This is a genomic window from Wolbachia endosymbiont of Tettigetta isshikii, from assembly GCF_041154185.1.
In the GTDB taxonomy this organism is placed as follows: domain Bacteria; phylum Pseudomonadota; class Alphaproteobacteria; order Rickettsiales; family Anaplasmataceae; genus Wolbachia.
Genome location: NZ_JBFTEN010000008.1, coordinates 1 through 21,273, shown reverse-complemented (window position 1 = coordinate 21,273; position 21,273 = coordinate 1). Strand labels below are relative to the sequence as shown.

Sequence of the window (21,273 nt, the reverse complement as noted above, 5' to 3'; positions counted from 1 at the left end):
GATGCCTGTAAGTTGAGCTCGCATCTGCACGAACATTTGTGTGCAAAGACAGTGTGTTAAGCATTACAACCGGTTTTGCCTCAAATACAAGGTGTCATCCAAGTAGCTGATACTGAGAGTTTGTCCGGAAACTAGTAAAAGGCTATATCATATCTGAAATTTTAGTACGTGGTAAAGATGAGAAAAAAATATCCAATAGACCTAAGCGAAAGGGAATGGGCGAGAATAGAAAAACACTTCAGAGTATCATACAAGATGGGCTGTAGAAAGGACTTTTGCTTGGGTTAATAGGAATAGCAGGCTATCGAGAGAGACTCACAACATCCACTGAGAATTTCATCTAGCTATTAGTAGGGTTATGTCAAAGAGAGAATATACTTGAATTTACTAGTTTCCGGATAACCTCTGAGATCTCATTTCACTTTATAATGGTGTCTCCAAGTAGCCTTTTTGCCATCCCAGCGCTCTTTCTCCTGTCATTCCAGTACTTTCTTGTCTTGTCATCCAAGTGGCAGATACTTGGATGACATCCTTCTGTCAGGCTCAAGTCACAATGTTCGTACAGTTGTGTGCTTGACACTGGAATCCGGGACGCTATTTTAATCATAAATATTTAAGAAATTTACCAAATGAAAAAAAAGGCAAAGAAACCCCGAGTGGCGAGTTTTGACTCTATAATACTTTAAATTGGCGCTATAATAATTTGCTGACGCTTAGTTCAAGCGCGATTTGGCTGAATGTAGAAAAAATGAAAAAGATATGCAGCCGCTATAATTTGATATAATCCGCCAAAAAACACCCTGAGTTTTTTACTGAATTTTGTCATTGAGCCTGAAAATCAAAACAAGTTTTGAGTCAAAAACACCCTTATTGTCATGATAAGAGAGTTGGAGGAATTTGTCAAGTAGTTTTTTTTGTTTCTATTGAATCCAACACGCTGCTAAAAACTATGCAAAAGTCTAGTGACAGCCCAAATCAAGGAGTTCAAAGCCTTTACTTAACAACCTCTTTAATATATTCTATTAATAATTTTAGAAAATATATTATGATTGCAAATATAAATACCGTTGCGCTTCAGGGAATTAATATAGTGAATGTTAATGTCCAAATTCACATGGCAAATGGTGTTCCTGCCTTTAATATCGTTGGATTGCCGGATAAAACTGTTGCAGAATCCAGAGAACGTATTAGAGCAGCGCTAAACTCAATTAATCTACTGCTCTCTCCTAAAAGAATCACAATTAATCTTTCTCATGCAGATTTGCTGAAAGAAGGCAGCCACTATGATTTGGCTATTGCTATTGGACTGCTTGTTGTGATGAACGTTATATAAGTTGAAAAAGTTCAACCTTACATCATTATGGGCGAACTTGCCATTGACAGCAGGGTTATTTCAGTTTCAGGGGTTTTGCCAGCGGTAATCAACGTAAAACAGAAAAACAAAGGAATAATTTGTCCAAGGAGCAATGGAATAGAGGCTTCATGGGTAAAGAATGTCTCGGTTTTGGCTATAGAGAAATTGACCGATATTATTAGACCTTTCAAAGGTGAGAAGTCGATTGAGCCGGTAATTTTTAATAAACCGAAAGAAAAAAGATCAGTACCAGATATGAAGGATATCAAAGGCCAAGTTGTAGCAAAAAGAGCGGCTGAAATAGCAGCAGCAGGCGGACATAATATGCTTCTTGTTGGACCCCCCGGTACTGGAAAATCGATGCTTGCCAAACGATTTATATGGCTGCTGCCTGATTTAACTAAGCAGGAGATGATTGATGTGAATATTATTTCCAGTATAACATAGGCTGTTAATGAGATATTCAAGGTAACTCATCCCTTTCGTGAACCTCATCATTCATGCTCTATGCCAGCGATGATAGTAGGAGGGAAAAATGCGAAACCTGGGGAAATCACTATTGCTCATAATGGAGTATTGTTCCTTGATGAATTGCCAGAGTTTCCAAGACTCGTGCTTGATTCCCTACGCCAACCACTTGAAGATAGAAAAGTTACTATTGCAAGGGTTAACGCCCACATTACTTACCCAGCGCATTTTCAACTAATTGCTGCGATGAATCCCTGAAGATGTGGCTACTTAGGAAATGCAAGTAGATCGTGCAACAAAGCTCCACGATATGGCACAGATTATAGGAACAAAATATCAGTACCATTGCTTGATAGAACAGATATATGCATCGAAATGCCAAATGTCAGTATACTTTCTCCTGAAATTTATTCAGAGGGAGAGAGTGCTGACAGAATTAAGACAAAGAGTAATAGCAGCAAGGAGAATTCAAGCTGAGCGCTACAGCAAATTAAGTATTAGCTGCAACTCAGAAGTAAGTGGTGAAGCATTGAATAAGTTCACTAAGCCAGACCAAGCAGAGTTAGAGCTATTAAAACACGCACTAAAAGAAAACTACATTTCCAACCGAGGCTACACACGCGTATTAAGAGTTGCAAGAACCATTGCAGATCTTGCAAAAAGTGAAGAGGTAAAAAGAGCACACATTGCTGAAGCTCTCAATTACAGAATAAGAGCGTATTAATAAATTAATTTGCTTGACAGAAGATTTTTCTTATTATATAAGACCATTATAAATAAAAATTTAATACATTATGTTTTAGGAGTAGAGTTATGGCAGATAATAGTTTTGGTAAAGTGAATAAGTTTGGTATCGTAGAAAATACCTGGTATTTTCAGGCTATAGGGTTAGCGTATAAAAAGCAGATAGGTGCGGATTCAGGAATATTTGGGAAGGCTTGGGCCGGAGTAAAGTCACCGGTTTATGGTACAGCCAATTATGCATGTCACCATCCATACAAGGTAGCTGCGGTTGTTGGCGTAGTTGTAGCGGTTCCGCTTATGGCTGCTTATTTTTTAAGTCCAGCTTATGCAGGTTTTGTCAATACAACAGCAGCGTCAACTTACGCTGGTATGATAGCTGGAGGTAAGGGACTATATGCACTTGCGGTGGCTAATCCGGTATTTACTGGTCTTCTAACTGCTGCAATAGTGTTTACTACAGGTGCTCTTATATACATGAGCTATAGTAAAGCAAACCAAATTGGAGAAGCGCGTAAGTTGCTTGAAGGTGAAAAACCAGAAAGCAATTTAGAAAAACTTAAGGAAGTGTTTGGAGTCTCACAAGGAAAAACTGCTTCTGCTTCAAGTTAGTAGCAGTTTCAGCAGAAAAAAGGGATAGGTTTCTATCCCTTTTTATAAACGTTTTCTATTCCTTGATCTGGTTCAATAACGCTATCTGAAAGCCTAGTAATCGTTGTATCTATGGTACTTATAAAGTTAAGAATAAGTAAATCTTATTTGCTGTTTATATCTATAGAAGTGAAAAGTGTTTGCATATTGTTAAAAAAGCAGTAACTTATTATCAAGTGAATTCACTAAATTTGGGAAATTTAAATGTCAATTGACCTTAATCTGCCAGAATTACCTATATTGCACCCAAGGATTACCGTTGTAGGAGTGGGTGGTGCTGGCGGAAATGCTGTGAATAACATGATCCAATCCAATTTGCAAGGGGTGAATTTTGTTGTAGCAAATACTGATGCTCAAGCGCTAGAGAAGTCATTGTGTGATAAAAAAATTCAGCTAGGTATTAACTTAACTAAGGGACTTGGGGCTGGTGCTTTGCCTGATATTGGCAAAGGTGCGGCGGAAGAATCAATTGATGAGATTATGGAGCATATAAAAGATAGTCATATGCTTTTCATCACGGCAGGAATGGGTGGTGGTACTGGAACAGGTGCAGCACCAGTAATTGCGAAAGCTGCAAGAGAAGCGAGAGCTGCAGTTAAGGATAAAGCGTTAAAAGAAAAAAAGATACTGACTGTTGGAGTTGTAACTAAACCATTTGGCTTTGAAGGTGTGCGTCGTATGCGCATTGCAGGACTTGGACTTGAAGAATTACAAAAATACGTGGACACTCTCATTGTTATCCCAAACCAAAACTTGTTTAGAATTGCCAATGAGAAAACTACATTCTCTGATGCATTTAAACTTGCTGATAATGTCCTGCATATTGGTATCAGAGGAGTGACTGATTTAATGGTTATGCCGGGGCTCATTAATCTTGATTTTGCTGATATAGAAACAGTGATGAGCGAAATGGGCAAAGCAATGATTGGTACTGGAGAAGCGGAGGGAGAAGATAGAGCAATTGGTGCTGCAGAAGCTGCAATATCTAATCCATTGCTTGATAATGTGTCAATGAAAGGTGCGCAAGGAATATTGATTAACATTACAGGTGGCGGAGATATGACTCTATTTGAAGTTGATGCTGCAGCAAATAGGGTACGCGAAGAAGTGGATGAAAACGCAAATATAATATTCGGCGCTACCTTTGATCAAGCAATGGAAGGAAAAGTTAGGGTTTCTGTTCTTGCAACTGGTATTGATAGTTGCACTGTTTATGATGACAAGTCAGAAACTCCGCCTGTGAATCAAAGCGAGGCTTCAGAGAAAGAAAAGTTCAAGTGGTCCTATAGCCAAACTCCACTACCAGAGACAAAACCAGCTGAACAAGTAAATGAAGGAGTTAAGAGGAGCAACAATATCTATGATATACCAGCTTATTTAAGAAGAAAGAAATAATGCAATTTTGGCTGCTTAAGTCAGAGCCAAGCGAATATTCATGGCAAGAAATGGAAAAGGAGAAGGTAGCTAAGTGGGATGGTGTATGCAACTATCAAGCTCAAAGCTATATGAGAGCTATGAAATTAGGTGATTCTGCGTTTTTTTATTATACAGGTAAAGAAAAAGTGATATTTGGGATAATTGAGGTCTTTAAGGAGTACTACCGTGTTAACGGTTCCAAGTTTGGACTGATAGACGTGAAATTTTCTAAGCCTTTGAGTAATCAAGTAACGTTAAGTGATATAAAACGAAACCCACTTTTAACAAACATGGCCATATTAAAACAACCGCGCTTATCAGTTTCTCCAGTCTCAGAAGCCGAATGGAATGAAATAATAAGAATGAGCGAATGTTAGAAGTAAATATTCTTGATGAGGGGTGGCACAGCATTACATGGGATCCAGAGGGCTTTGTATTAGATATTATAAATGCTTCTCTGAAAGAATTAAAAATAGACCACTATAAACCAAGTATATCGATAGCTCTTGCTGATGATGATTTACTACGTCGACTTAACTTAAGATTTAGAAAAATGGATAAGCCAACTAACGTGTTATCATTTCAGTGTGAGCAATTATCCAACAAGTGCGATTTAGGAGATATAGCAATTTCAATAGATACAATACAAAAAGAGTCAAATCAGCATCATATATCTATCTTAGCTCACGTTGCACATATGTTAGTGCATGGATTGCTACATTTACTTGATTACGATCACCAAAAAGAAGATGAGGAAATTATAATGAAAGACCTAGAAAGAAAAATTTTAACTTCGCTGGGCTATAATATGAGCGCGGTTTAAAAGGAATTTAATAAAAAATATAGTAGAGAATGCTAAAATGTGTTATCTACAAAGCAAAAGGGTTTTTAGCTATAGACGATAAAAGGTAAGCAATATGGTCCAGTTTTCTCTGCCGAAAAATTCTAAAATTAATGAAAAGGGCAAGGTCTACCATGTTCCTGCTAGAGTAAAAAATGTCAGAAGATTTCAAATTTACCGTTGGTCTGCTGATGACGAGAAAAATCCTAGAGTAGACACGTTTTTCATTGATATGGATAATTGTGGTCCTATGGTGCTTGACGCATTAATAAAAATAAAGGATGAAATAGATTCAACCTTAACTTTTAGACGTTCTTGTAGAGAAGGAATATGTGGATCTTGTGCTATGAATATTGATGGAACCAACACTCTTGCATGTACTAAATCCATAGACGATATAAAGGATGACGTAAAAATATATCCATTACCTCATATGTATGTAATAAAAGACCTAGTTCCGGACCTGAGTCAATTTTATGAGCAATACAAGTCAGTTAATCCTTGGTTACAAGCAGATAAACCTGATTTGCCAAATCAAGAGTATTTACAATCTCCTGAAGATAGAAAAAAGCTAGATGGACTTTCTGATTGCATATTGTGTGCTTGTTGTTCAACTAGCTGCCCAAGCTATTGGTGGAACAGTGATAAATTTTTAGGACCAGCGATACTGCTACAGGCTTACAGATGGATTGCTGATAGCCGTGATAATAAGACAAATGAAAGACTTGATGCCTTGAATGATCCGTTTAAGTTGTATCGTTGTCATACAATAATGAATTGTACGAAAACCTGCCCTAAAGGGCTTAACCCAGCAAGAGCAATAGCGAAGATGAAGCAGCTTATGGTAGGAAGGGAAGGAGTTTGAGGCTACCTTTTGCATTCCTCATAGGAAAAGAGTAAACCTTCTGAAGCATAGGGTATTATCAATATCCTGAACATTTTTCCACTTGTAAGATGGATTGTGTCATTATGCGGTCCAAATAATCTTTTGAATAATTCATGCCTTTGGTTGCTAATAGTTTGAAAATCTTTTTGTTCTAAAAGCTTCTGAGATTCGAATAGGTAAAGCATGACTTCATGATAAGTTGGATTGGATGCCAAAAACTTTGTATCAAGTTGAAAGGTTTTTACAAAAGCATTATTATGAAACTTCAGTTTTTGATTCTTACTGTATATTGCAATAGCAATTGGTAACTCCTCAAGTAAACTTTTCTGTGCAGCTAAATAACTATCTAGTCTAGCACGTAACTCCTCTGCATCGCTAACATCTTTTCCATATATTACCGCACCACCAAAATTTTGTATTGGAATTCTAATAAAATCAAAAACCTTGCGTTCGTTTTTGCAAGTTATCACATGTTTTCCTGGTTTGGTGCTGTGGACACTATCAGTAACAGCCAATCTCTGGGAGCTATTTATATATTTATCATAAAATAGGTTGTAAAACTTTACTTTTTTATTTTCATTATATTTTAGTATTGGAAACGGCAGAGAGTTGAAAATGCTCCTGTAGTTCTCTACTTTCTGTTTAAGCTTACTATTTTCTAACTCCAGTTCGTTAGCTTTTATTTTGTAGTCTGAGACGTTTCTTATCCACAACAGCACACCAATTACGTTATTAGAGTCGTTTATTATGCTTCTACCATAACATATACAGTAAACTTCGCCGTCTTTTGATTTCAAGTCCAGAGTAAAAGATTTATTTACTTTTTTTGCCTCAGTAAAATTTTTAATTAAGCTTTCTGATTGCTCAAAAAAATTGACAAACTCATTAAATGAGTAAAAAACGGTATTAAGTAAAATTAGTAAGTTAGGGGAAAACTTTTCTATACGTTTTTTTGCATCCCAAATATAAAACCCATCATCCACAGTATCAATTAAGTTACTTATTATAATATTTTGATGTTGTAGGCTCTTAATTTTATTATCCACTTTCAATTTGGAATAAGAAAGAAAGAATAATATTAAAATTAGTAATAAAACTACTTCATACAAAAAAAACATAGTACTTTTAAAACAGACGTAAAAATTTATAACCGCTCAACAAGGGTATGTATAAGTTACGCTGAAGAAGTGTACAAGTAAAGATTGCCTAATATCTGAAAGCCCAATCTTCTGTAGAGGTTGATGGAAGGTTTCATACAATGTGCTACTGTATATTTGCACTTAAGCTGCTGAATTATCTTGATTCTTTCTAAAACCATTTGGGTACCTATTCTACGATTTCTATGAATCGGTAAAACTCCATCGCTATAGAAACCAGCTATGTTGTCCTGAATGCAAAAGCCGCATGTTCCAACAACTTCGTTGTTTAGCGTTGCAAGAAAAAATCTTAATCCCGAGTCTTTATCATTATAACTCGATAATCCGCGAAAAAATGTGCTGACAATTCCAACGTTGTGATGAAAAATCTTAGAAGTACATAAATCTAACTGTTCTAAGAGGTTGCTACTATTTACAGCGTTCAACCTCAAATCTGGAACAATATCAGCAGGTAAGAGGTAGTTTTTCATGTTAAGTAAAGCTTTTTTTGGTGTGCTAACGTGTTTTATCTCACACTTTTCTAAAATGTCATTTGTCTTTACATGAAAATCCATTACCCATGTTGCTTCTATATTCCTTGCTCTAAGATAATCTAGAGTTCTTTGTACAGAAAGCTCGTTACATTGGTCTCCACAAAACACAAAATTGAATAATGACTCTCTAGTGCCATTTATTGTAAATGTAATGTTATCAAATTCATCATGCACTTCCCACTGAGATAAGCTTGCTGTGTACAGTATATAATCCTTCAGATTTTTAGTAACCAATCTTGAATAATAAATTTTCTTATCCTGCATATACAGACAATGAACAATAAAAGGCCCATATGAGAACACAGGCTAAAATTGCAGCTATAATATCATCTAGCATAACGCCTAGAGGACCTTTGATATTTTTATCGATCAAATTTATAGGCCACGTTTTTATTATATCAAAAAACCTAAAAGAAAAAAAGCACAACAGTAATAAAGGACAATTCACTTCTTGGTTTAGCAATGTTGAAATTAGAAATATTGTCAGCAATTGACCAACTACTTCGTCAATCACTACCTCTTTTGGATCATGTGAAGTCTGATAATGTTTTACGTAATTACTTGTGGACCACAATCCGATTAAGAATAAGAAAAAGATAATTGCTGCACCTAAAATTTTATTACCTAGTATTAGAGGAACAATTGGATAAGCAGCTAAACTGCCTACAGTACCTGGCATTTTTTTTACTGTGCCAGATAGCCACCATGTTGATATCAATTTATATAAAAATTCCACAGTACACAAAACTACAAAATTAATTTACAAGAGCAAAGATAGTATCCTTTATAGATATACTTTCATACAATAATCTATATACCGCTTCACATATAAGCATTTTTATCTTTAACTTCTTTGCTAAATTAAATGCAGATTGAGCAGTACTAAAACCTTCAGTCACTGACTTACCTTCTGACAGAATCTGCTGAACGTCAAAGCTATCGTTACTACTACCTATTTTAAACCCAAAGGACAGATTTCTTGAATTCAAGGACGTGCATGTCATGACCAGATCACCCAAACATGCTGGCCCAAGTAGCGTGTCTATGTCTATGTTAGCGTTACCTGTTTTTGCTAGATATAAAGTCTTTACTTCATTCATACTATTTGTTATCAGTGCTGCGTGAGCATTGCATCCGAGTTTTTTACTTAAAATAATTCCACATGCTATAGCAAAAACGTTTTTTAATGCTGCACAAATCTGTACTCCTATGATGTCCCTGCTAAAGTGTAGTTTAATATTTTCCTGCTGTAGTTCTGATATTAGCTTTGGACCTAATGTGCTGTTTTGACATGCAAGAACCATTGAATATGGTAGTTTTTTTGCGACTTCTATGGCGAAACTTGGACCTGAAAAAATGGCAACTTGATTGTTAGGTAAAACTTCATTTACTATTTCACTAGGTAGTTTTAATGTAGATCTTTCTATTCCCTTACAGGCTAAGATTATTGCTACGTCTTTTTTTAGGTCACAATCATGTAATTGCTGACATACCTGTCTTAGAGATTGGGTAGGAACAGCGAGGACTATTGCTGAAGCATTAACTGCTTCCTCAATAGCTAATTTTACTTGCACGCTATCAGGGATTCTACAACCAAATAATTTGTCACTTTCTCTTGTTCTATTGATTGATTCGAAAGTAGTTTTATTGTGGGTCCACAAAATCACATCTTGTTTATCACTTAGTGAAATTGCAATTGCTGTACCCCATGCACCAGCACCTAAAATTGATATAGTCACACAATGTCCCTGAAAAGTATTACTTATACTTTAGAATGCTAGGATAAGTAAATTAAAAATATAACACAGATATATAAAATAGTTAAATATTTATTAACCTAAGTATTCTTTTAGTAATAATAGTTTTAACTCAATATTTACTAAAAATAATATTATTCTTATGATATATAGTATATCTATTATGTTTTAGATCTATTTATATAGTTTTGGAATGGTATATCTATTACTAGTAGTTTTAACCATTTATTAATAAAAGTTTGATTTGTTACTTTCCTTAGTTATATATATTACTAAAATTATAAATTACTTACGGGGTGTAAAATATGCGTATATTACTAATTGAAGATGATCAAGTAAGTGCAAAGACTGTGGTTAACGCTTTAACTTCTGATGGGCACTTTTGTGATGTTGTAACTTCTGCGCAAGACTACAACAATAATATGGTTTCCTCAAATGGAGATCACTATGACCTAGTTATTCTAGATATACACTTGCCCGGTGATATTGATGGATATGATATATTGTTAAGACTAAGAAGTGCAAAAATTAAAGTTCCTGTCCTGATACTTTCGTGTATATCAGCCGTTAATCAGAAAGCTAAAGGACTTGGATATGGTGCTGATGATTACTTAACTAAACCATTCCATAAAAGTGAGCTACTTGCTCGAATAAAGGCAATAGTACGTCGTACTAAAGGTCATCCTGAATCAGTTATAAAAATTGGTAACATAAATATCAATTTTGATCATAGGATTGTTGAGGTAAAAGGTAAAACGGTTCATCTGACTAATAAAGAATATTCTATGATAGAGTTGCTAGCATTACGTAAAGGAACAGTACTAACAAAGGAAATGTTTTTAAATCATCTCTACAATGGCTTAGATGAACCTTCAGATAACAAAATAGTTGATGTCTTTATGTGCAAGTTGCGTAAGAAACTTGAAAGTGCAAATGATGGAAAAAGCCATATAGAAACCGTTTGGGGCAGAGGGTATGTCCTGAAAGAGTATGTTGATGAAGAAGAATATTCTAATGCCAATGTAGGTGAGAATAGTGGTGGCTATCAAGTAGAACAAGTAAAAGACAATGCATAAAGTGCTTATACATTTGAATACGGTATAATTGATATTTATGTGAGTGTCTAGGTGAAATGTAAGCCGGGTTCTGTTTATGTAGCTATTTATCTGGAGTAAATGTTACCATTTACTGCTTGCGATTTACCCGAGTAGATATGAGGAAAAACATAAGGTCTACTCTTATTTAATCTTGCTCCTAGTGTTGGTTGCTCGACTACCAATGTTGCCATTGTTATGGTGTGCTCTTACCACACCTTTTCACCCTTACCTAAAATACTTTAGGCGGTAATTTTCTGTAGCCCTATAACTGGAGTTACCCCCGGCGGGCGTTACCCGTCACTATTTTTCCTTGGAGCCCGGACTTTCCTCTGCTGTGCTTATCACACAACAGCAGCTACTTATTTCACCTAGGACTATACTTTAACATGAAAATCATAAAAGTAAAATAATTTCCCTGCTAATCAATGGTCCGCATATCAAACATCAAGCAAAACAGCTAGAGGTAATGTCCTAGTACATCATTGCTATTTAAAGATGGTCTTCTAGACCCTGAATTTATACTACCTTCGGGTGATGGACCGCTAGATCTGCTACCACTTTCCACTGATACGCTGCCTAACACTATTTCAGGACTGCTTGTTCTGCTGTTACTGATAAAAAGTTCTCCACTACTGCTATTCGAATTTGACTCTAAATCAGATAGCTCTAACACAGTAGCAGCACTATAGCGACGATGTTTCTGAACATATTTATATGCTATGAATCCTATGATTCCAATAACGATGCCCATTGCTCCAAGTACAGATCCTGCTATTATTCCTGCCTAAGGACCCATTATAGCATGTTGAACTGGATACGAAGAAGAAGTTTGTTGAGGAGGCAAAGTTGTGATAGATGCAGAAGTTGTCAACTCTCTTGTTCTGGTGCTTGGTATAGTAAATACTGTGTATGTAGTTTTCTCTGAGTTTGTAATTGGCTCATGAGTTGGCGTTGTGACTCGTTTAACTGTCGTTGCTTGTGGAGTGACAGGCGTTGTTGGCTTCGCTGTTGCAGAAGATTTTGCAGTACTTATTTCATCAGTGTCTGTAATAACTGTGGTAGCTTTTGAAGTAACGGTTGTTTCAGATGTTGTTGGTTTCACCATTGTAAACACTGTATTTGTTTGAGTTGTTAACTCTGCTGTTGAAGGATGAGTAGTCTCCACGGCATCAGTTTTTGTTGTATAAGTAATTGCAGTGGTTGACGTTTTCGTAGAAGTATCAACTTTCTTTGTGGTAGTTGTGGGAGCTACGGTACTACTAGAAATAATACTAGGCGTCAATTGACCGTTAATGATATTAACAAAATCATTGAGAGCTTTAATACTATTTGCTGGTATTGTTATTATCTTGGAAGCTTTTTCGAATCTTCTGTGATGGAAAATTATGATATTTTCTCCGCTTGTTGCAGTTACAATAAAGCAACCTTGACCACCGTCTTTAACATACAATTGATCTATAGGATCTTTAAATTCATGAACAATAAAGTCCGATTTTGATCCGTTCTTAGCAAGACTTGCTAAATGCAATTCTTGCATGTTAGAAGATTGGCCTTTCGCAAGAAAAGCAACTAGATCATTTCCCTTTGTTTGCTTTACATGCTGTAAAAAGCTTATTTCATATTTACTGGAAAGAGATAATGCCTTATTATCTACTTGGCACTCTTTTTTACTAAGCAGACATTCGTTAGCTCCCTTTCTGTCCTTCAAATTCTAGACTATTTTGGCTACATCAAATTTAAAAATTTGTGTTTTTCTCACCTGATTTTCCTTGATAATCTTTTTTTACTCATTTGAGCATAAAGCATCGTGTTTTCATTTAATGCCAATTGCCCTGGATTATCAAATTTGAATAATTTTCTTTCTATGATGCCTTTTTTTACAGGTAGTGCTCTAAATGTTCCGCTTTCGTTTGGTTTCAGATACCAAGAAACTAGGGTTTGATCCTTTAAGTTATGGGCGATTACAATAACGTTACCATTGTCAACTTTCACTGCTTTTGGTTGAAAGTAACTGTTATCTTTATTTGCAGGATTGCTATTATTATCGTTTTTTTTTGCAATTTAGTTTTACCTGAATACTCAACTGAAGGGGCGTTAGTTGAATGCTTGATTTTGTAAGTGCTGAATGTTAGGCCTTTAATGTGTTTTTTTCCTTCTTTGTTAATCCCTTCTTCAGGAGAGATTATTCCAACTTTATCTATTTCAGATGAATTTTCTATCAGTGTGAGGGATAATTGGCCCTTGAATTCATTTGCTACGTTAACATCTATATCGCACTCGTATGTTTTTGATTGGTATAATGGACTAATGAGTAATTTTACTTTACTGGTTCCATTACCGTTATCTTGATTTCTGAGTCTATAAGCAACACCATTTCTCTCAATGAGTGCTATGTTTGCTTGGTTGAAACCTGTCGCTTCTTTAATTTTTAACGTATTTGAGTTAACTTTGAACAATTTATTTAACATAAACATAATTTTATTTATTATTTTAATAAAAAGTTATTATAGCTATTTTAACATACTAATGTCAACAAAAATATTAATAAGTTAATCTTCTTTTTATATTCTGAGGTAATACATCAATAAAACCGAAACTGTCTAAAACTCCTGTAAGTGGTTATATGGCTTGAGCTAGCTACATTTCTTGACGGAAATTACCTATTATAATATAATAGGTATATTAATACCATAAAATGGTATGAGCCTTTTTAGCAGCATTAAAGAATTCTTTGGTCCTAGTAAGCCAAACTACGAGCCTAGAGACAAACTTGAAATTGAGGTGGGTGGAATCCTTCCTGATAAGCATGTTTATAGTGTTGAAGGAAGTAATTTGATAGTGGAGGTATTTCACAAGAATCTTAGCAGTGAGAGATTAAAAAATATCGAAGAAACCACCAATAATACTTTAAAGAGGTGTTATAGGTTTTTTGATGTTCAGATTGATGATTACACAAATTTTCGCATTTTTATGCTGGAAAATAGGGATCAACTCGCTGAAGTTTTGAAGAAAGTACACAACTTTGATCCACCGAAAACTTGGACTGGATTAACAGTCAACAATAACCACCCCAAGTATAGAGAGCTTTCAAAGTTCTCAGCTTCAGATATATTTCTCTTTCTCAATGAAAGAGATGGATTGCTTTTTAACACGCCCTTTTCTGACAATTCTATTGAGTATCATATTTCCCATGAATTTGCCCATTGCATTCAGTTTCTCAAGTTTTATCAGCCAGTCATTGAAGGTTTGTCGCCGAAGCTTCAATTGCCAGTTTTTGAGGGAAGTGCAGACTTTATAGCATGCGAAAAAACATGCGATGAGCTTGAAGAAAATTCCATATGTAAAGCTCGTTTTAAGCAGGGAATCGATAAGGTTAAGTCTGGGAACTTGAGTTTATATAATATATATTATGGTTATTATGATCAAACAAGCGATAATCCTTATAAAACGGGAATTGTAGTATCAAAGTTCTTAAGCGATCGACATCCTAAGACGATTGTAAAACAATTCCACTGTACTGGACAAGGAGATTACAAGTGTCACCATGATCTACAAAGCGAAATATGGGAAATAAGTAGCAGTAAAGAATTTGCAGACTGGTTGAATAAGCAATATCACTCTGCAGACAGTATGATACTGTAAAGCGCTATTTCTAAAAAACCAACAATAGAAACAAAAAACTACTTGACAAATTCCTCCAGCACCCTTATTGTTACAACAAGGGTATTTCTGACTCAAAACTTGTTTCTGATCTGCAGGCTCAATGACAAAATTCAGTAAAAAACTCAGGGTATTTTTTGGCGGATTGTATCAAATTATAGCGGCTGCATGTCTTTTTCATTTTTTCTACATTCAGCCAAATCGGGCTTAAACTAAGCGTCAGTAAATTATTATAGCGCCAATTTACAGTATTATAGAGTCAAAACTCGCCACTCGGGGTTTCTTTACCTTTTTTTATTTGGTAAGCTTCTTAATATTTATAGCTAAAGCAATTCAAAAGCCTGTGAAGGGTGTCATTCCAGCGCGTGACGCACAACGTTCGTACAGTTGCGTGTCAGCTACTTATATGATACCACTTTTGCTTCAATATTCACCACGCCACTGAATAAATACGATCATGCATTAAAGACCTAATCTATTTTTGTTGAGTAACTTGAGGTGCGTGTTGAGTAACAGCAATTTGCTTTAGGTTATTGGCGTCAAGATCGCTGCTTGCTGGATGAATAGGAGGAGTTCGGAATGGTCTAAATGCACAGTTCAGTTCCTTCATTTCTATTTCTTCAATAATTGGAGGTTTTTCTGTTGGGGCGTGAAAATCGTACTTTTTAACTTGTTCAGTAAAGCTTTTGTATTTTTTCTCTAACCAAGTTCTAATTTTATACATAGTCAAATATGCATCTATTTTAAAACTTTCCCATGATCTGTCTAAACTGGCTAATGTGTTGTTGAAGTAAATTGTTACGTAATCTCTTTTTGTGTATTGATAACTTTCTCTATCTGATTTATCACTTTGTGTGTTGCAAGTATTATTTTTTGGAAAGTAACCAAATATGTCGTACATTTTGAGCTCCATTTATTAGTATATATATATTATATATTAATAAATTAAAGCTGTCAACAATAAGTTATTCTCGCTATTTGCACTCTGTAAAGTTTCTGTTCTCACGCAATTAAAGCCGAGATAAGTTCTCAAATAAATCAGGCAAAGTTTCTTGTAAATCACCAGCTACCAAAATATCATCATCTCCTAAGTAATTTGGTTGTATTAGGTTCATTGCAATTATCTTTCCTTTAGGATTATGTTTTTTATACAAAGCGAGAAACCCAACTGTGTCACTATTGAGTCCACAGGTAACAATAAAATCAATTTGCCTTAAGTGCTCTGGTTTGATATTATTCATCAACCAATTAAAATTCATTTTACCACTCGTGTTTCCCAAGACCTCAATCCCTGAACGTTTGTGAAGTAGATCCACATTTTCAGTGAGTAGCTGCCAATTTTTAAGTAGAGCTATGTTCTTCACTGCGTAATGAGCTGAAGTTGGCGTACTATAAAGACAAGCTTTGTAGAAATTGCTTATAATTTTTGAAAACTTTTCTGGTTCCTTGAGAATTTTATGTATAAGTACAATAACATCGTCTTGTTTTAAGTTGCGGTCGTAAAAAGCCACTCCAATTTGTTTATTAAGCTCGGATACATCTGGCACTACTAGCGCTGATATTCCAGCACCAGTGTAGAAAACTACATTCTTGTCGTTGATGAGTCTAGCAATTTGTGGTACTGACATCCTATTGGGAGTTGCATTTTGCTCGTACAAAGTTTGAGCAAAATGATAGGTATTGTTTGATCTTTTGCTACTTAACCTTTTGTCACTAACCACACAACCGTATTCGTAATTTTTTTGTCCTTCTTTATCGCTGAGCAAGACGTTTTCTTGCTTTGTTAATTCTTTAATTAAATCTTCACCATTAAAGGATAGCTGAAACCCTGATTTGCTGCTTCCAGAGTCTATACAAGAGTTACAGCACCATTTCACATGCCATTTTTGCGGTTCTGTCTGAGCGAAACATATACTACTGACATGATTAGCTGGTACTCTGTTAATATCTTCTTCAGAAACTTTATGTGGGGCTTGTAGTAAAACATTCTCTGCATAACAGACATTTATGCTAAGAATTAGTAGAATTAAACATTTCTGCAGAAGATTACGCACTACCTATGCTATCTGATAACCTAACCTTCATTATAAACACTAAAAAGATAAGTCAACCCTGCTAATTAGGGGATTTTTGCAAAATTTTGAAAAGCCACGTTTGCATCAAAACTTAGTTTGCTATGATCTGACTATTTTCCTGCATAAAAGCTGAAAAAAAAGCAAAAGAAGCCACGGTCAATATCTGTTCAAAACATTGGCATCTTTTTAGCTTTAAACGCTGCAATTTAGCTGCTTTTAAACCGCAACTAACCTTAGCTTAATGTTTAAGAAATTTACCAAGCGGAAAAAAAGGCAAAAGAAATCCCGTGGTAGAAGTTGCTCACTCTCTAATCCTTGAAATTGGCGTACTATACTGTCTTGAACGATTTATAAGCGCGTTTCAGCTTGTATAGGGAAAAACCTAGAAGTCTAGGTGAAATTAATAAAGACATGAGGTGCACATAGTGCAAAAAATTAAACATAAGACACCAACGGTGATACTTTCGTTGTTTAATCTGCACAGACTGAAGCTAAATGAATAGCTTCAGTTCCATGGTAAGGGTAACAGCGGAGGTTGTCAAGCAAATTTTTTGAATGATTTTGAAAAAAAGAGCGAGAGAAGGGGTTCGAACCCTTGACCTCAACCTTGGCAAGGTTGCGTTCTACCAACTGAACTACTCCCGCAGTCTTTCACTTCTTAAATTATAGGCATATACAACGATTTGTAAACCCCATGCATACTAAAATGTTAGGAGTTGTCTATTATTTGTGTACTTAAAACTCACTTTCAATTATTATTAGTCCTTCAATATTCCACAAAGTCTTATGAGAATATTTGTACATAAAGATGACTTGCCGGCTAGTTCAATACCAGATAACGTAAGGTCTATAGCTGTTGATACAGAGGCGATGGGACTATTTCATGTTAGAGACAGATTGTGTCTTGTACAGCTCTCTTTTAACGATGGCAACGCTCACTTAGTTCAGTTGAAAAGTGATTATGCAGCTCCAAATTTAAGAAAAATATTAGGGGATAAAAATATAACTAAAATATTTCACTTTGCACGGTTTGATGTCAGCATCATATGCTATTACTTGGAAACTTGGGCACTTCCATGTTATTGCACAAAAATAGCTTCACGTTTGGTTCGTACTTATACAGACAATCATAGTCTAAAGGAATTATGCCTAGAATTGCTTGATACTAAGTTAAATAAGCAGCAGCAATCCTCTGATTGGGGAGGCGATGATTTAACAGACAAGCAAAAGAGCTACGCTGCATCTGATGTTTTATATCTCCATAAAATAAAGGAAAAGCTAGATTCTATGCTGGAACGTGAAAACAGAAAAGAATTAGCCCAAAAGTGCTTTGAATTTCTTCCTACTCGTGTTAAATTAGATTTAATGGGGTGGGAAAATGTGGACATCTTTAGTCATCAGATGTAATGGAAGTTATGCAAAATACTTTAGACAATCTTTCAGGCTCTTCAGTAAGAATTTAGTTGATTAGTTGCTGGTAAGTGCGCTATATTGTACAAATTTAGCTAGGTATTTTATGAGTGACGATATTACATCAATAAATGATCAAAATTTTAAGTCTGAGGTCACTGATTACAAGGGGTTTGTATTAGTGGACTTTTGGGCAGAGTGGTGTGGGCCATGTAAAAGTCTAATGCCGCGTATTGAACAGTTAGCTAAAGATAAGAAGGGCAAGGTTAAGGTCTGCAAGTTCAACATAGATGAAGGAACTGAAGTGCCGAGTGAATATGGAATTCAATCTATACCTACTTTGATCATATTTCAAGACGGTAAGGAAGTTGCACGCAAAATTGGTGCAATAAGTGACTTGTCAAGTTGGGTTGATAGCGAAATAAGCTAATAGACAAGTTTGTTTTTGTGTGTATTATAAATATTAATGAAGGGGATTGTAGCTCAGTTGGTTAGAGCAGTTCGCTCATAACGAATTGGTCGTAGGTTCGAGTCCTACCAATCCCACCGGTTTTAGTATATGCACGATATTTCCTTACATATCTAATTGTAAATCTAGGTCAATTGCTTCAGTGATTGTCACTGCCTAGATCACATTCAAAACAAAAACTTTACAGAGCACAAACAATAGGGTTAACTTATGTGACTATATTTGGTAGGGCTACAATGAGTGATTATCTCTCACTGCTAAATTCGGAACAACAATTGGCTGTAACTAACGTAGATGGGCCAGTTTTGATATTGGCCGGTGCTGGAACAGGAAAAACAAGAACAATTACTTCAAGAATAGCGCATATAATTAGAAATGGCTACGCTAATTCCGATGAGATATTAGCAGTCACATTCACAAATAAAGCAGCAAATGAAATGGTATCAAGGGTACTTGAACTCACTGGCACAAATATACCATGGCTTGGCACTTTCCATGCAATTGCAGCAAGAATTTTACGTCGTAATGCTGAAATTATAGGTTTAAAGTCTAATTTTACAATCATTGGTGTAGATGACCAATTACAGGTGATAAAAAATATTATTAATGATATAAGCCCGAATAATTTATCAGAAAAACATAAGACCATTATGAATATTATTAAGCAATGGAAAGAAAAGTCTTTACTGCCATCTGAAGTAGAAGAAACCCAATTATTTAGGCCAGTATATGTAACAGCATTAAAAGTCTATCACCAATATCAAGAGAGGTTAAAATTCCTTAACTCTGTCGATTTTGGTGATTTACTGCTATACAATATACAACTTTTCAACCAAAATACTGAAACTCTGTCCTACTACCAAAACAAATTTAAATATATCATGGTAGATGAGTATCAAGATACAAATACAATACAATATTTTTGGCTACAATACCTTGCAAAAGAGCACTCAAATATTTGCTGTGTTGGAGACGATGATCAATCGATATATAGTTGGCGTGGTGCAGAAGTTGAAAACATTTTAAAATTTTCCGACGACTTTAAAGGTGCAAAAACCGTCAAACTGGAATGCAATTATAGATCAACATCCCATATACTTGCAACTGCATCACATGTTATCAATCACAATAAAACCCGCTTAGAAAAAAAATTGTGGACGACAAATATTAAAGGAGAGAAAGTAAATCTAATAAAACTATTGGATGGGAAAATCGAAGCGAGGTTCATAAGCGAGCAGATATTAAAGCTAAATAAATACAAATTCAGTGACATTGCAGTGCTGGTGAGAGCTACTTTCCAAACTAGAGTTCTAGAAGAGTACTTTATAAAATACTCAATCCCTTATAAGATTGTAAGTGGTGTAAAATTCTACGAACGTCAAGAAGTTAGGGATATAATTGCATATTTAAGACTCGTTATAAACAATAATGATGACTTAGCTTTTGAGAGGATTGTAAATCAGCCAAAAAGAAGCATAGGGCCGACCACCATGAAAAAGATATATGCGGTTGCTCAAAATAACAGAATTTCTTTTTTTGAAGTGGCAAAAACATTGGTTGATAGTAATCAAGTGGCTGAGAAAACCAAACTTTCGCTAAATGGTTTTTTAAATAAAATTAAAGCTTGGGAAAAAATAGTAAGCGTAAAGCCGCTAAACGAGCTTGTTAAGACTATAGCAAATCAATCAGGATATATTGAAATGCTTGAAAATGAAGAAGTGACAGGTTTAGCACGCATAGAGAATGTTAGAGAACTCATTTCATCTTTGAAAAATTTCGATAGTGTTACAACTCTCCTAGAGCACATAAGTCTAGTGATGGAAGTTGATAATATGAATAATTACAACACCGTGTATGTTATGACTCTTCATGCAGCCAAAGGACTTGAATTTCCATGTGTGTTTCTGCCTGGCTGGGAAGAGGGGCTATTTCCACATCAAAGATCTTTCGAGGACAGCAGTGGTAAAGCTTTGGAAGAAGAGAGAAGACTTGCATATGTTGGAATAACCAGAGCAAAAGAAAAGTTGATCATTTCATGCGCAGACAGAAGGGAAGTGAATAACCAGTGGCAGCCAATGTATGTCTCGCGATTCATTAAAGAACTACCAAGAGAAAATGTTAAGGTAATTAGAAGTGACACTGTCTACTGTTGAAATAGGCATATAACAACTGTTTCCAATAGAAACAAAAAAACTACTTAACAACCTTCGCCGTTACCATTATCATAGTACTGAAGTTATTATTTATCTTCAGTCTGTGCAGATTAAATGACAAAGAAACTTAGCATATTTGGCGTCTCATGTTTAATTTTTCGCACTATGTGTACTGCATCTCTTTTAAAACTTTTGGTTTTTTACCTATACAAGCTCAAACGCGCTTATAAGTCGTTTAAGACATCAAAAACGCCAATGTTATAAGATAGGTAGTAAATAACTAGCTACCACGGGGTTTTTTGCTTTTTTCCTCACTTGGTAAATTTCTTAAATATTTACTACTAAAGTAGTATCCTAGATCCCAGTATCGAGTACTGGGATGACAAAAAAAAGGCTACTTGGGTGATGCCATTGTAAAATGAAATGAGATCCCAGCGTTGTGCGCTGGGATGACGGGAAAAGTGCGCTTAGATGATACCCATAACTTTGTCATTCCAGCGTGTGACGCTGGAATCTAGGAAAGTTTGCTTGCTCACAAGCAAACTAATTTTGTGAACATAGAAAGTAGCTAATCTCAATTTAAAACACACCATTTAATCATTATG

At 35.4% G+C, this 21,273-nt stretch carries 22 protein-coding genes, 2 tRNA genes, 1 other RNA gene and 2 pseudogenes; 13 read left to right on the top strand and 14 right to left on the bottom strand.

The genetic code is table 11. From position 1 onward, the window contains the following. Nucleotides 1-177: 177 nt before the first annotated feature. Nucleotides 178-267: pseudogene (locus tag AB6N09_RS02415) on the top strand (IS5-like element ISWpi1 family transposase); the annotation flags it as partial. 151 nt (nucleotides 268-418) lie between these two features. Here the strand turns inward: AB6N09_RS02415 and AB6N09_RS02410 are convergent. Further along, nucleotides 419-607 (bottom strand): hypothetical protein, encoded by a 189-nt coding sequence (locus AB6N09_RS02410; RefSeq protein ID WP_411131365.1) that lies wholly within the window; start codon nucleotides 605-607, stop codon nucleotides 419-421. Nucleotides 608-622: 15 nt separating this feature from the next. Further along, nucleotides 623-676, bottom strand: a complete 54-nt coding sequence (locus AB6N09_RS02405; protein WP_411131378.1) for a hypothetical protein — start codon at nucleotides 674-676, stop codon at nucleotides 623-625. Between the two features lie 369 nt (nucleotides 677-1,045). On the opposite strand from AB6N09_RS02405, the pseudogene AB6N09_RS02400 reads away from it, so the two are divergent. The 6 genes and pseudogenes from AB6N09_RS02400 (at nucleotide 1,046) to AB6N09_RS02375 (ending at nucleotide 6,336) form a co-directional block, all read left to right on the top strand. Further along, nucleotides 1,046-2,546: pseudogene (locus AB6N09_RS02400) on the top strand (YifB family Mg chelatase-like AAA ATPase). 89 nt (nucleotides 2,547-2,635) lie between these two features. Then, on the top strand, nucleotides 2,636-3,175 hold the full coding sequence (locus AB6N09_RS02395; protein ID WP_411131364.1) for a hypothetical protein: 540 nt from the start codon (nucleotides 2,636-2,638) through the stop codon (nucleotides 3,173-3,175). Nucleotides 3,176-3,418: 243 nt separating this feature from the next. Beyond that, nucleotides 3,419-4,609 (top strand): cell division protein FtsZ, encoded by a 1,191-nt coding sequence (gene ftsZ, locus AB6N09_RS02390; protein WP_411131363.1) that lies wholly within the window; start codon nucleotides 3,419-3,421, stop codon nucleotides 4,607-4,609. Continuing rightward, nucleotides 4,609-5,007, top strand: a complete 399-nt coding sequence (locus tag AB6N09_RS02385) for an EVE domain-containing protein (protein ID WP_411131362.1) — start codon at nucleotides 4,609-4,611, stop codon at nucleotides 5,005-5,007. Before ftsZ ends, AB6N09_RS02385 begins: the two co-directional genes overlap by 1 nt. Beyond that, nucleotides 5,001-5,453, top strand: a complete 453-nt coding sequence (ybeY, locus tag AB6N09_RS02380) for an rRNA maturation RNase YbeY (protein WP_411131361.1) — start codon at nucleotides 5,001-5,003, stop codon at nucleotides 5,451-5,453. The genes AB6N09_RS02385 and ybeY overlap by 7 nt, the downstream gene beginning before the upstream one ends. A 94-nt stretch (nucleotides 5,454-5,547) precedes the next feature. Then, nucleotides 5,548-6,336 (top strand): succinate dehydrogenase iron-sulfur subunit, encoded by a 789-nt coding sequence (locus AB6N09_RS02375; RefSeq protein ID WP_411131360.1) that lies wholly within the window; start codon nucleotides 5,548-5,550, stop codon nucleotides 6,334-6,336. A gap of 2 nt (nucleotides 6,337-6,338) precedes the next feature. Here AB6N09_RS02375 and AB6N09_RS02370 read toward each other — a convergent pair whose 3' ends face one another. The 4 genes from AB6N09_RS02370 to AB6N09_RS02355 are packed head-to-tail and all read right to left on the bottom strand — an operon-like array spanning nucleotide 6,339 to nucleotide 9,786. Further along, entirely contained in the window at nucleotides 6,339-7,475 is a 1,137-nt protein-coding gene (locus tag AB6N09_RS02370; protein ID WP_411131359.1) for a hypothetical protein, read from the bottom strand. 56 nt (nucleotides 7,476-7,531) lie between these two features. Beyond that, nucleotides 7,532-8,311 (bottom strand): GNAT family N-acetyltransferase, encoded by a 780-nt coding sequence (locus AB6N09_RS02365; protein WP_411131358.1) that lies wholly within the window; start codon nucleotides 8,309-8,311, stop codon nucleotides 7,532-7,534. Further along, nucleotides 8,301-8,783 carry a phosphatidylglycerophosphatase A family protein gene (locus AB6N09_RS02360; protein ID WP_411131357.1) on the bottom strand — a complete coding sequence of 161 codons (483 nt, stop codon included), beginning with the start codon at nucleotides 8,781-8,783 and terminating at the stop codon, nucleotides 8,301-8,303. Before AB6N09_RS02360 ends, AB6N09_RS02365 begins: the two co-directional genes overlap by 11 nt. 19 nt (nucleotides 8,784-8,802) lie before the next feature. Further along, nucleotides 8,803-9,786 (bottom strand): NAD(P)H-dependent glycerol-3-phosphate dehydrogenase, encoded by a 984-nt coding sequence (locus AB6N09_RS02355; RefSeq protein ID WP_411131356.1) that lies wholly within the window; start codon nucleotides 9,784-9,786, stop codon nucleotides 8,803-8,805. Between the two features lie 323 nt (nucleotides 9,787-10,109). Between AB6N09_RS02355 and AB6N09_RS02350 the strand changes: the two genes are divergently transcribed. Beyond that, on the top strand, nucleotides 10,110-10,880 hold the full coding sequence (locus tag AB6N09_RS02350; RefSeq protein WP_411131355.1) for a response regulator transcription factor: 771 nt from the start codon (nucleotides 10,110-10,112) through the stop codon (nucleotides 10,878-10,880). A 43-nt stretch (nucleotides 10,881-10,923) separates the two neighbouring features. Here the strand turns inward: AB6N09_RS02350 and rnpB are convergent. The 5 genes from rnpB to AB6N09_RS02325 all read right to left on the bottom strand — a co-directional run bounded on the left by rnpB (nucleotide 10,924) and on the right by AB6N09_RS02325 (nucleotide 13,369). Next, an RNA gene (gene rnpB, locus AB6N09_RS02345) (RNase P RNA component class A) lies at nucleotides 10,924-11,273 on the bottom strand. 85 nt (nucleotides 11,274-11,358) lie between these two features. Further along, nucleotides 11,359-11,652 carry a hypothetical protein gene (locus tag AB6N09_RS02340; protein WP_411131354.1) on the bottom strand — a complete coding sequence of 98 codons (294 nt, stop codon included), beginning with the start codon at nucleotides 11,650-11,652 and terminating at the stop codon, nucleotides 11,359-11,361. Between the two features lie 33 nt (nucleotides 11,653-11,685). Then, a complete protein-coding gene (locus tag AB6N09_RS02335) occupies nucleotides 11,686-12,609 on the bottom strand; it encodes a hypothetical protein (protein ID WP_411131353.1) in 924 nt (307 codons plus the stop codon). Nucleotides 12,610-12,656: 47 nt separating this feature from the next. Then, nucleotides 12,657-12,893 carry a hypothetical protein gene (locus AB6N09_RS02330; protein ID WP_411131352.1) on the bottom strand — a complete coding sequence of 79 codons (237 nt, stop codon included), beginning with the start codon at nucleotides 12,891-12,893 and terminating at the stop codon, nucleotides 12,657-12,659. Further along, entirely contained in the window at nucleotides 12,890-13,369 is a 480-nt protein-coding gene (locus AB6N09_RS02325; RefSeq protein WP_411131351.1) for a hypothetical protein, read from the bottom strand. The genes AB6N09_RS02330 and AB6N09_RS02325 overlap by 4 nt, the downstream gene beginning before the upstream one ends. A 232-nt stretch (nucleotides 13,370-13,601) precedes the next feature. On the opposite strand from AB6N09_RS02325, the gene AB6N09_RS02320 reads away from it, so the two are divergent. Continuing rightward, nucleotides 13,602-14,543, top strand: a complete 942-nt coding sequence (locus tag AB6N09_RS02320; protein ID WP_411131350.1) for a collagenase — start codon at nucleotides 13,602-13,604, stop codon at nucleotides 14,541-14,543. A 493-nt stretch (nucleotides 14,544-15,036) separates the two neighbouring features. Here AB6N09_RS02320 and AB6N09_RS02315 read toward each other — a convergent pair whose 3' ends face one another. From AB6N09_RS02315 to AB6N09_RS02305, 3 genes are all read right to left on the bottom strand, one after another. Continuing rightward, on the bottom strand, nucleotides 15,037-15,462 hold the full coding sequence (locus tag AB6N09_RS02315) for a WD_0964 family protein (protein ID WP_411131349.1): 426 nt from the start codon (nucleotides 15,460-15,462) through the stop codon (nucleotides 15,037-15,039). Between the two features lie 109 nt (nucleotides 15,463-15,571). Beyond that, nucleotides 15,572-16,615 (bottom strand): Sir2 family NAD-dependent protein deacetylase, encoded by a 1,044-nt coding sequence (locus tag AB6N09_RS02310; protein WP_411131348.1) that lies wholly within the window; start codon nucleotides 16,613-16,615, stop codon nucleotides 15,572-15,574. Nucleotides 16,616-17,208: 593 nt separating this feature from the next. Next, nucleotides 17,209-17,281: transfer RNA gene (locus tag AB6N09_RS02305), tRNA-Gly, on the bottom strand. Nucleotides 17,282-17,422: 141 nt separating this feature from the next. Here AB6N09_RS02305 and AB6N09_RS02300 point away from each other — a divergent pair. From AB6N09_RS02300 to AB6N09_RS02285, 4 genes are all read left to right on the top strand, one after another. Beyond that, nucleotides 17,423-18,043, top strand: coding sequence for a ribonuclease D (locus AB6N09_RS02300; RefSeq protein WP_411131347.1), 621 nt, complete (start codon nucleotides 17,423-17,425; stop codon nucleotides 18,041-18,043). Between the two features lie 109 nt (nucleotides 18,044-18,152). Beyond that, on the top strand, nucleotides 18,153-18,476 hold the full coding sequence (trxA, locus tag AB6N09_RS02295; protein WP_411131346.1) for a thioredoxin: 324 nt from the start codon (nucleotides 18,153-18,155) through the stop codon (nucleotides 18,474-18,476). A 42-nt stretch (nucleotides 18,477-18,518) separates the two neighbouring features. Then, nucleotides 18,519-18,592 (top strand) — tRNA-Ile (locus tag AB6N09_RS02290). 159 nt (nucleotides 18,593-18,751) lie between these two features. Next, entirely contained in the window at nucleotides 18,752-20,668 is a 1,917-nt protein-coding gene (locus AB6N09_RS02285; RefSeq protein WP_411131345.1) for an ATP-dependent helicase, read from the top strand. Nucleotides 20,669-21,273 lie beyond the last annotated feature (605 nt).

Coding starts and splice junctions, on each gene's coding strand:
- AB6N09_RS02410 (WP_411131365.1), bottom strand. CDS start 607: ATGATTAAAATAGCGTCCCGGATTCCAGTGTCAAGCACACAACTGTAC.
- AB6N09_RS02315 (WP_411131349.1), bottom strand. CDS start 15,462: ATGTACGACATATTTGGTTACTTTCCAAAAAATAATACTTGCAACACA.
- AB6N09_RS02385 (WP_411131362.1), top strand. CDS start 4,609: ATGCAATTTTGGCTGCTTAAGTCAGAGCCAAGCGAATATTCATGGCAA.
- AB6N09_RS02395 (WP_411131364.1), top strand. CDS start 2,636: ATGGCAGATAATAGTTTTGGTAAAGTGAATAAGTTTGGTATCGTAGAA.
- ftsZ (WP_411131363.1), top strand. CDS start 3,419: ATGTCAATTGACCTTAATCTGCCAGAATTACCTATATTGCACCCAAGG.
- AB6N09_RS02370 (WP_411131359.1), bottom strand. CDS start 7,475: ATGTTTTTTTTGTATGAAGTAGTTTTATTACTAATTTTAATATTATTC.
- trxA (WP_411131346.1), top strand. CDS start 18,153: ATGAGTGACGATATTACATCAATAAATGATCAAAATTTTAAGTCTGAG.
- AB6N09_RS02325 (WP_411131351.1), bottom strand. CDS start 13,369: ATGTTAAATAAATTGTTCAAAGTTAACTCAAATACGTTAAAAATTAAA.
- AB6N09_RS02375 (WP_411131360.1), top strand. CDS start 5,548: ATGGTCCAGTTTTCTCTGCCGAAAAATTCTAAAATTAATGAAAAGGGC.
- AB6N09_RS02340 (WP_411131354.1), bottom strand. CDS start 11,652: ATGGGCATCGTTATTGGAATCATAGGATTCATAGCATATAAATATGTT.
- AB6N09_RS02320 (WP_411131350.1), top strand. CDS start 13,602: ATGAGCCTTTTTAGCAGCATTAAAGAATTCTTTGGTCCTAGTAAGCCA.
- AB6N09_RS02300 (WP_411131347.1), top strand. CDS start 17,423: ATGAGAATATTTGTACATAAAGATGACTTGCCGGCTAGTTCAATACCA.
- AB6N09_RS02285 (WP_411131345.1), top strand. CDS start 18,752: ATGAGTGATTATCTCTCACTGCTAAATTCGGAACAACAATTGGCTGTA.
- AB6N09_RS02365 (WP_411131358.1), bottom strand. CDS start 8,311: ATGCAGGATAAGAAAATTTATTATTCAAGATTGGTTACTAAAAATCTG.
- ybeY (WP_411131361.1), top strand. CDS start 5,001: ATGTTAGAAGTAAATATTCTTGATGAGGGGTGGCACAGCATTACATGG.
- AB6N09_RS02350 (WP_411131355.1), top strand. CDS start 10,110: ATGCGTATATTACTAATTGAAGATGATCAAGTAAGTGCAAAGACTGTG.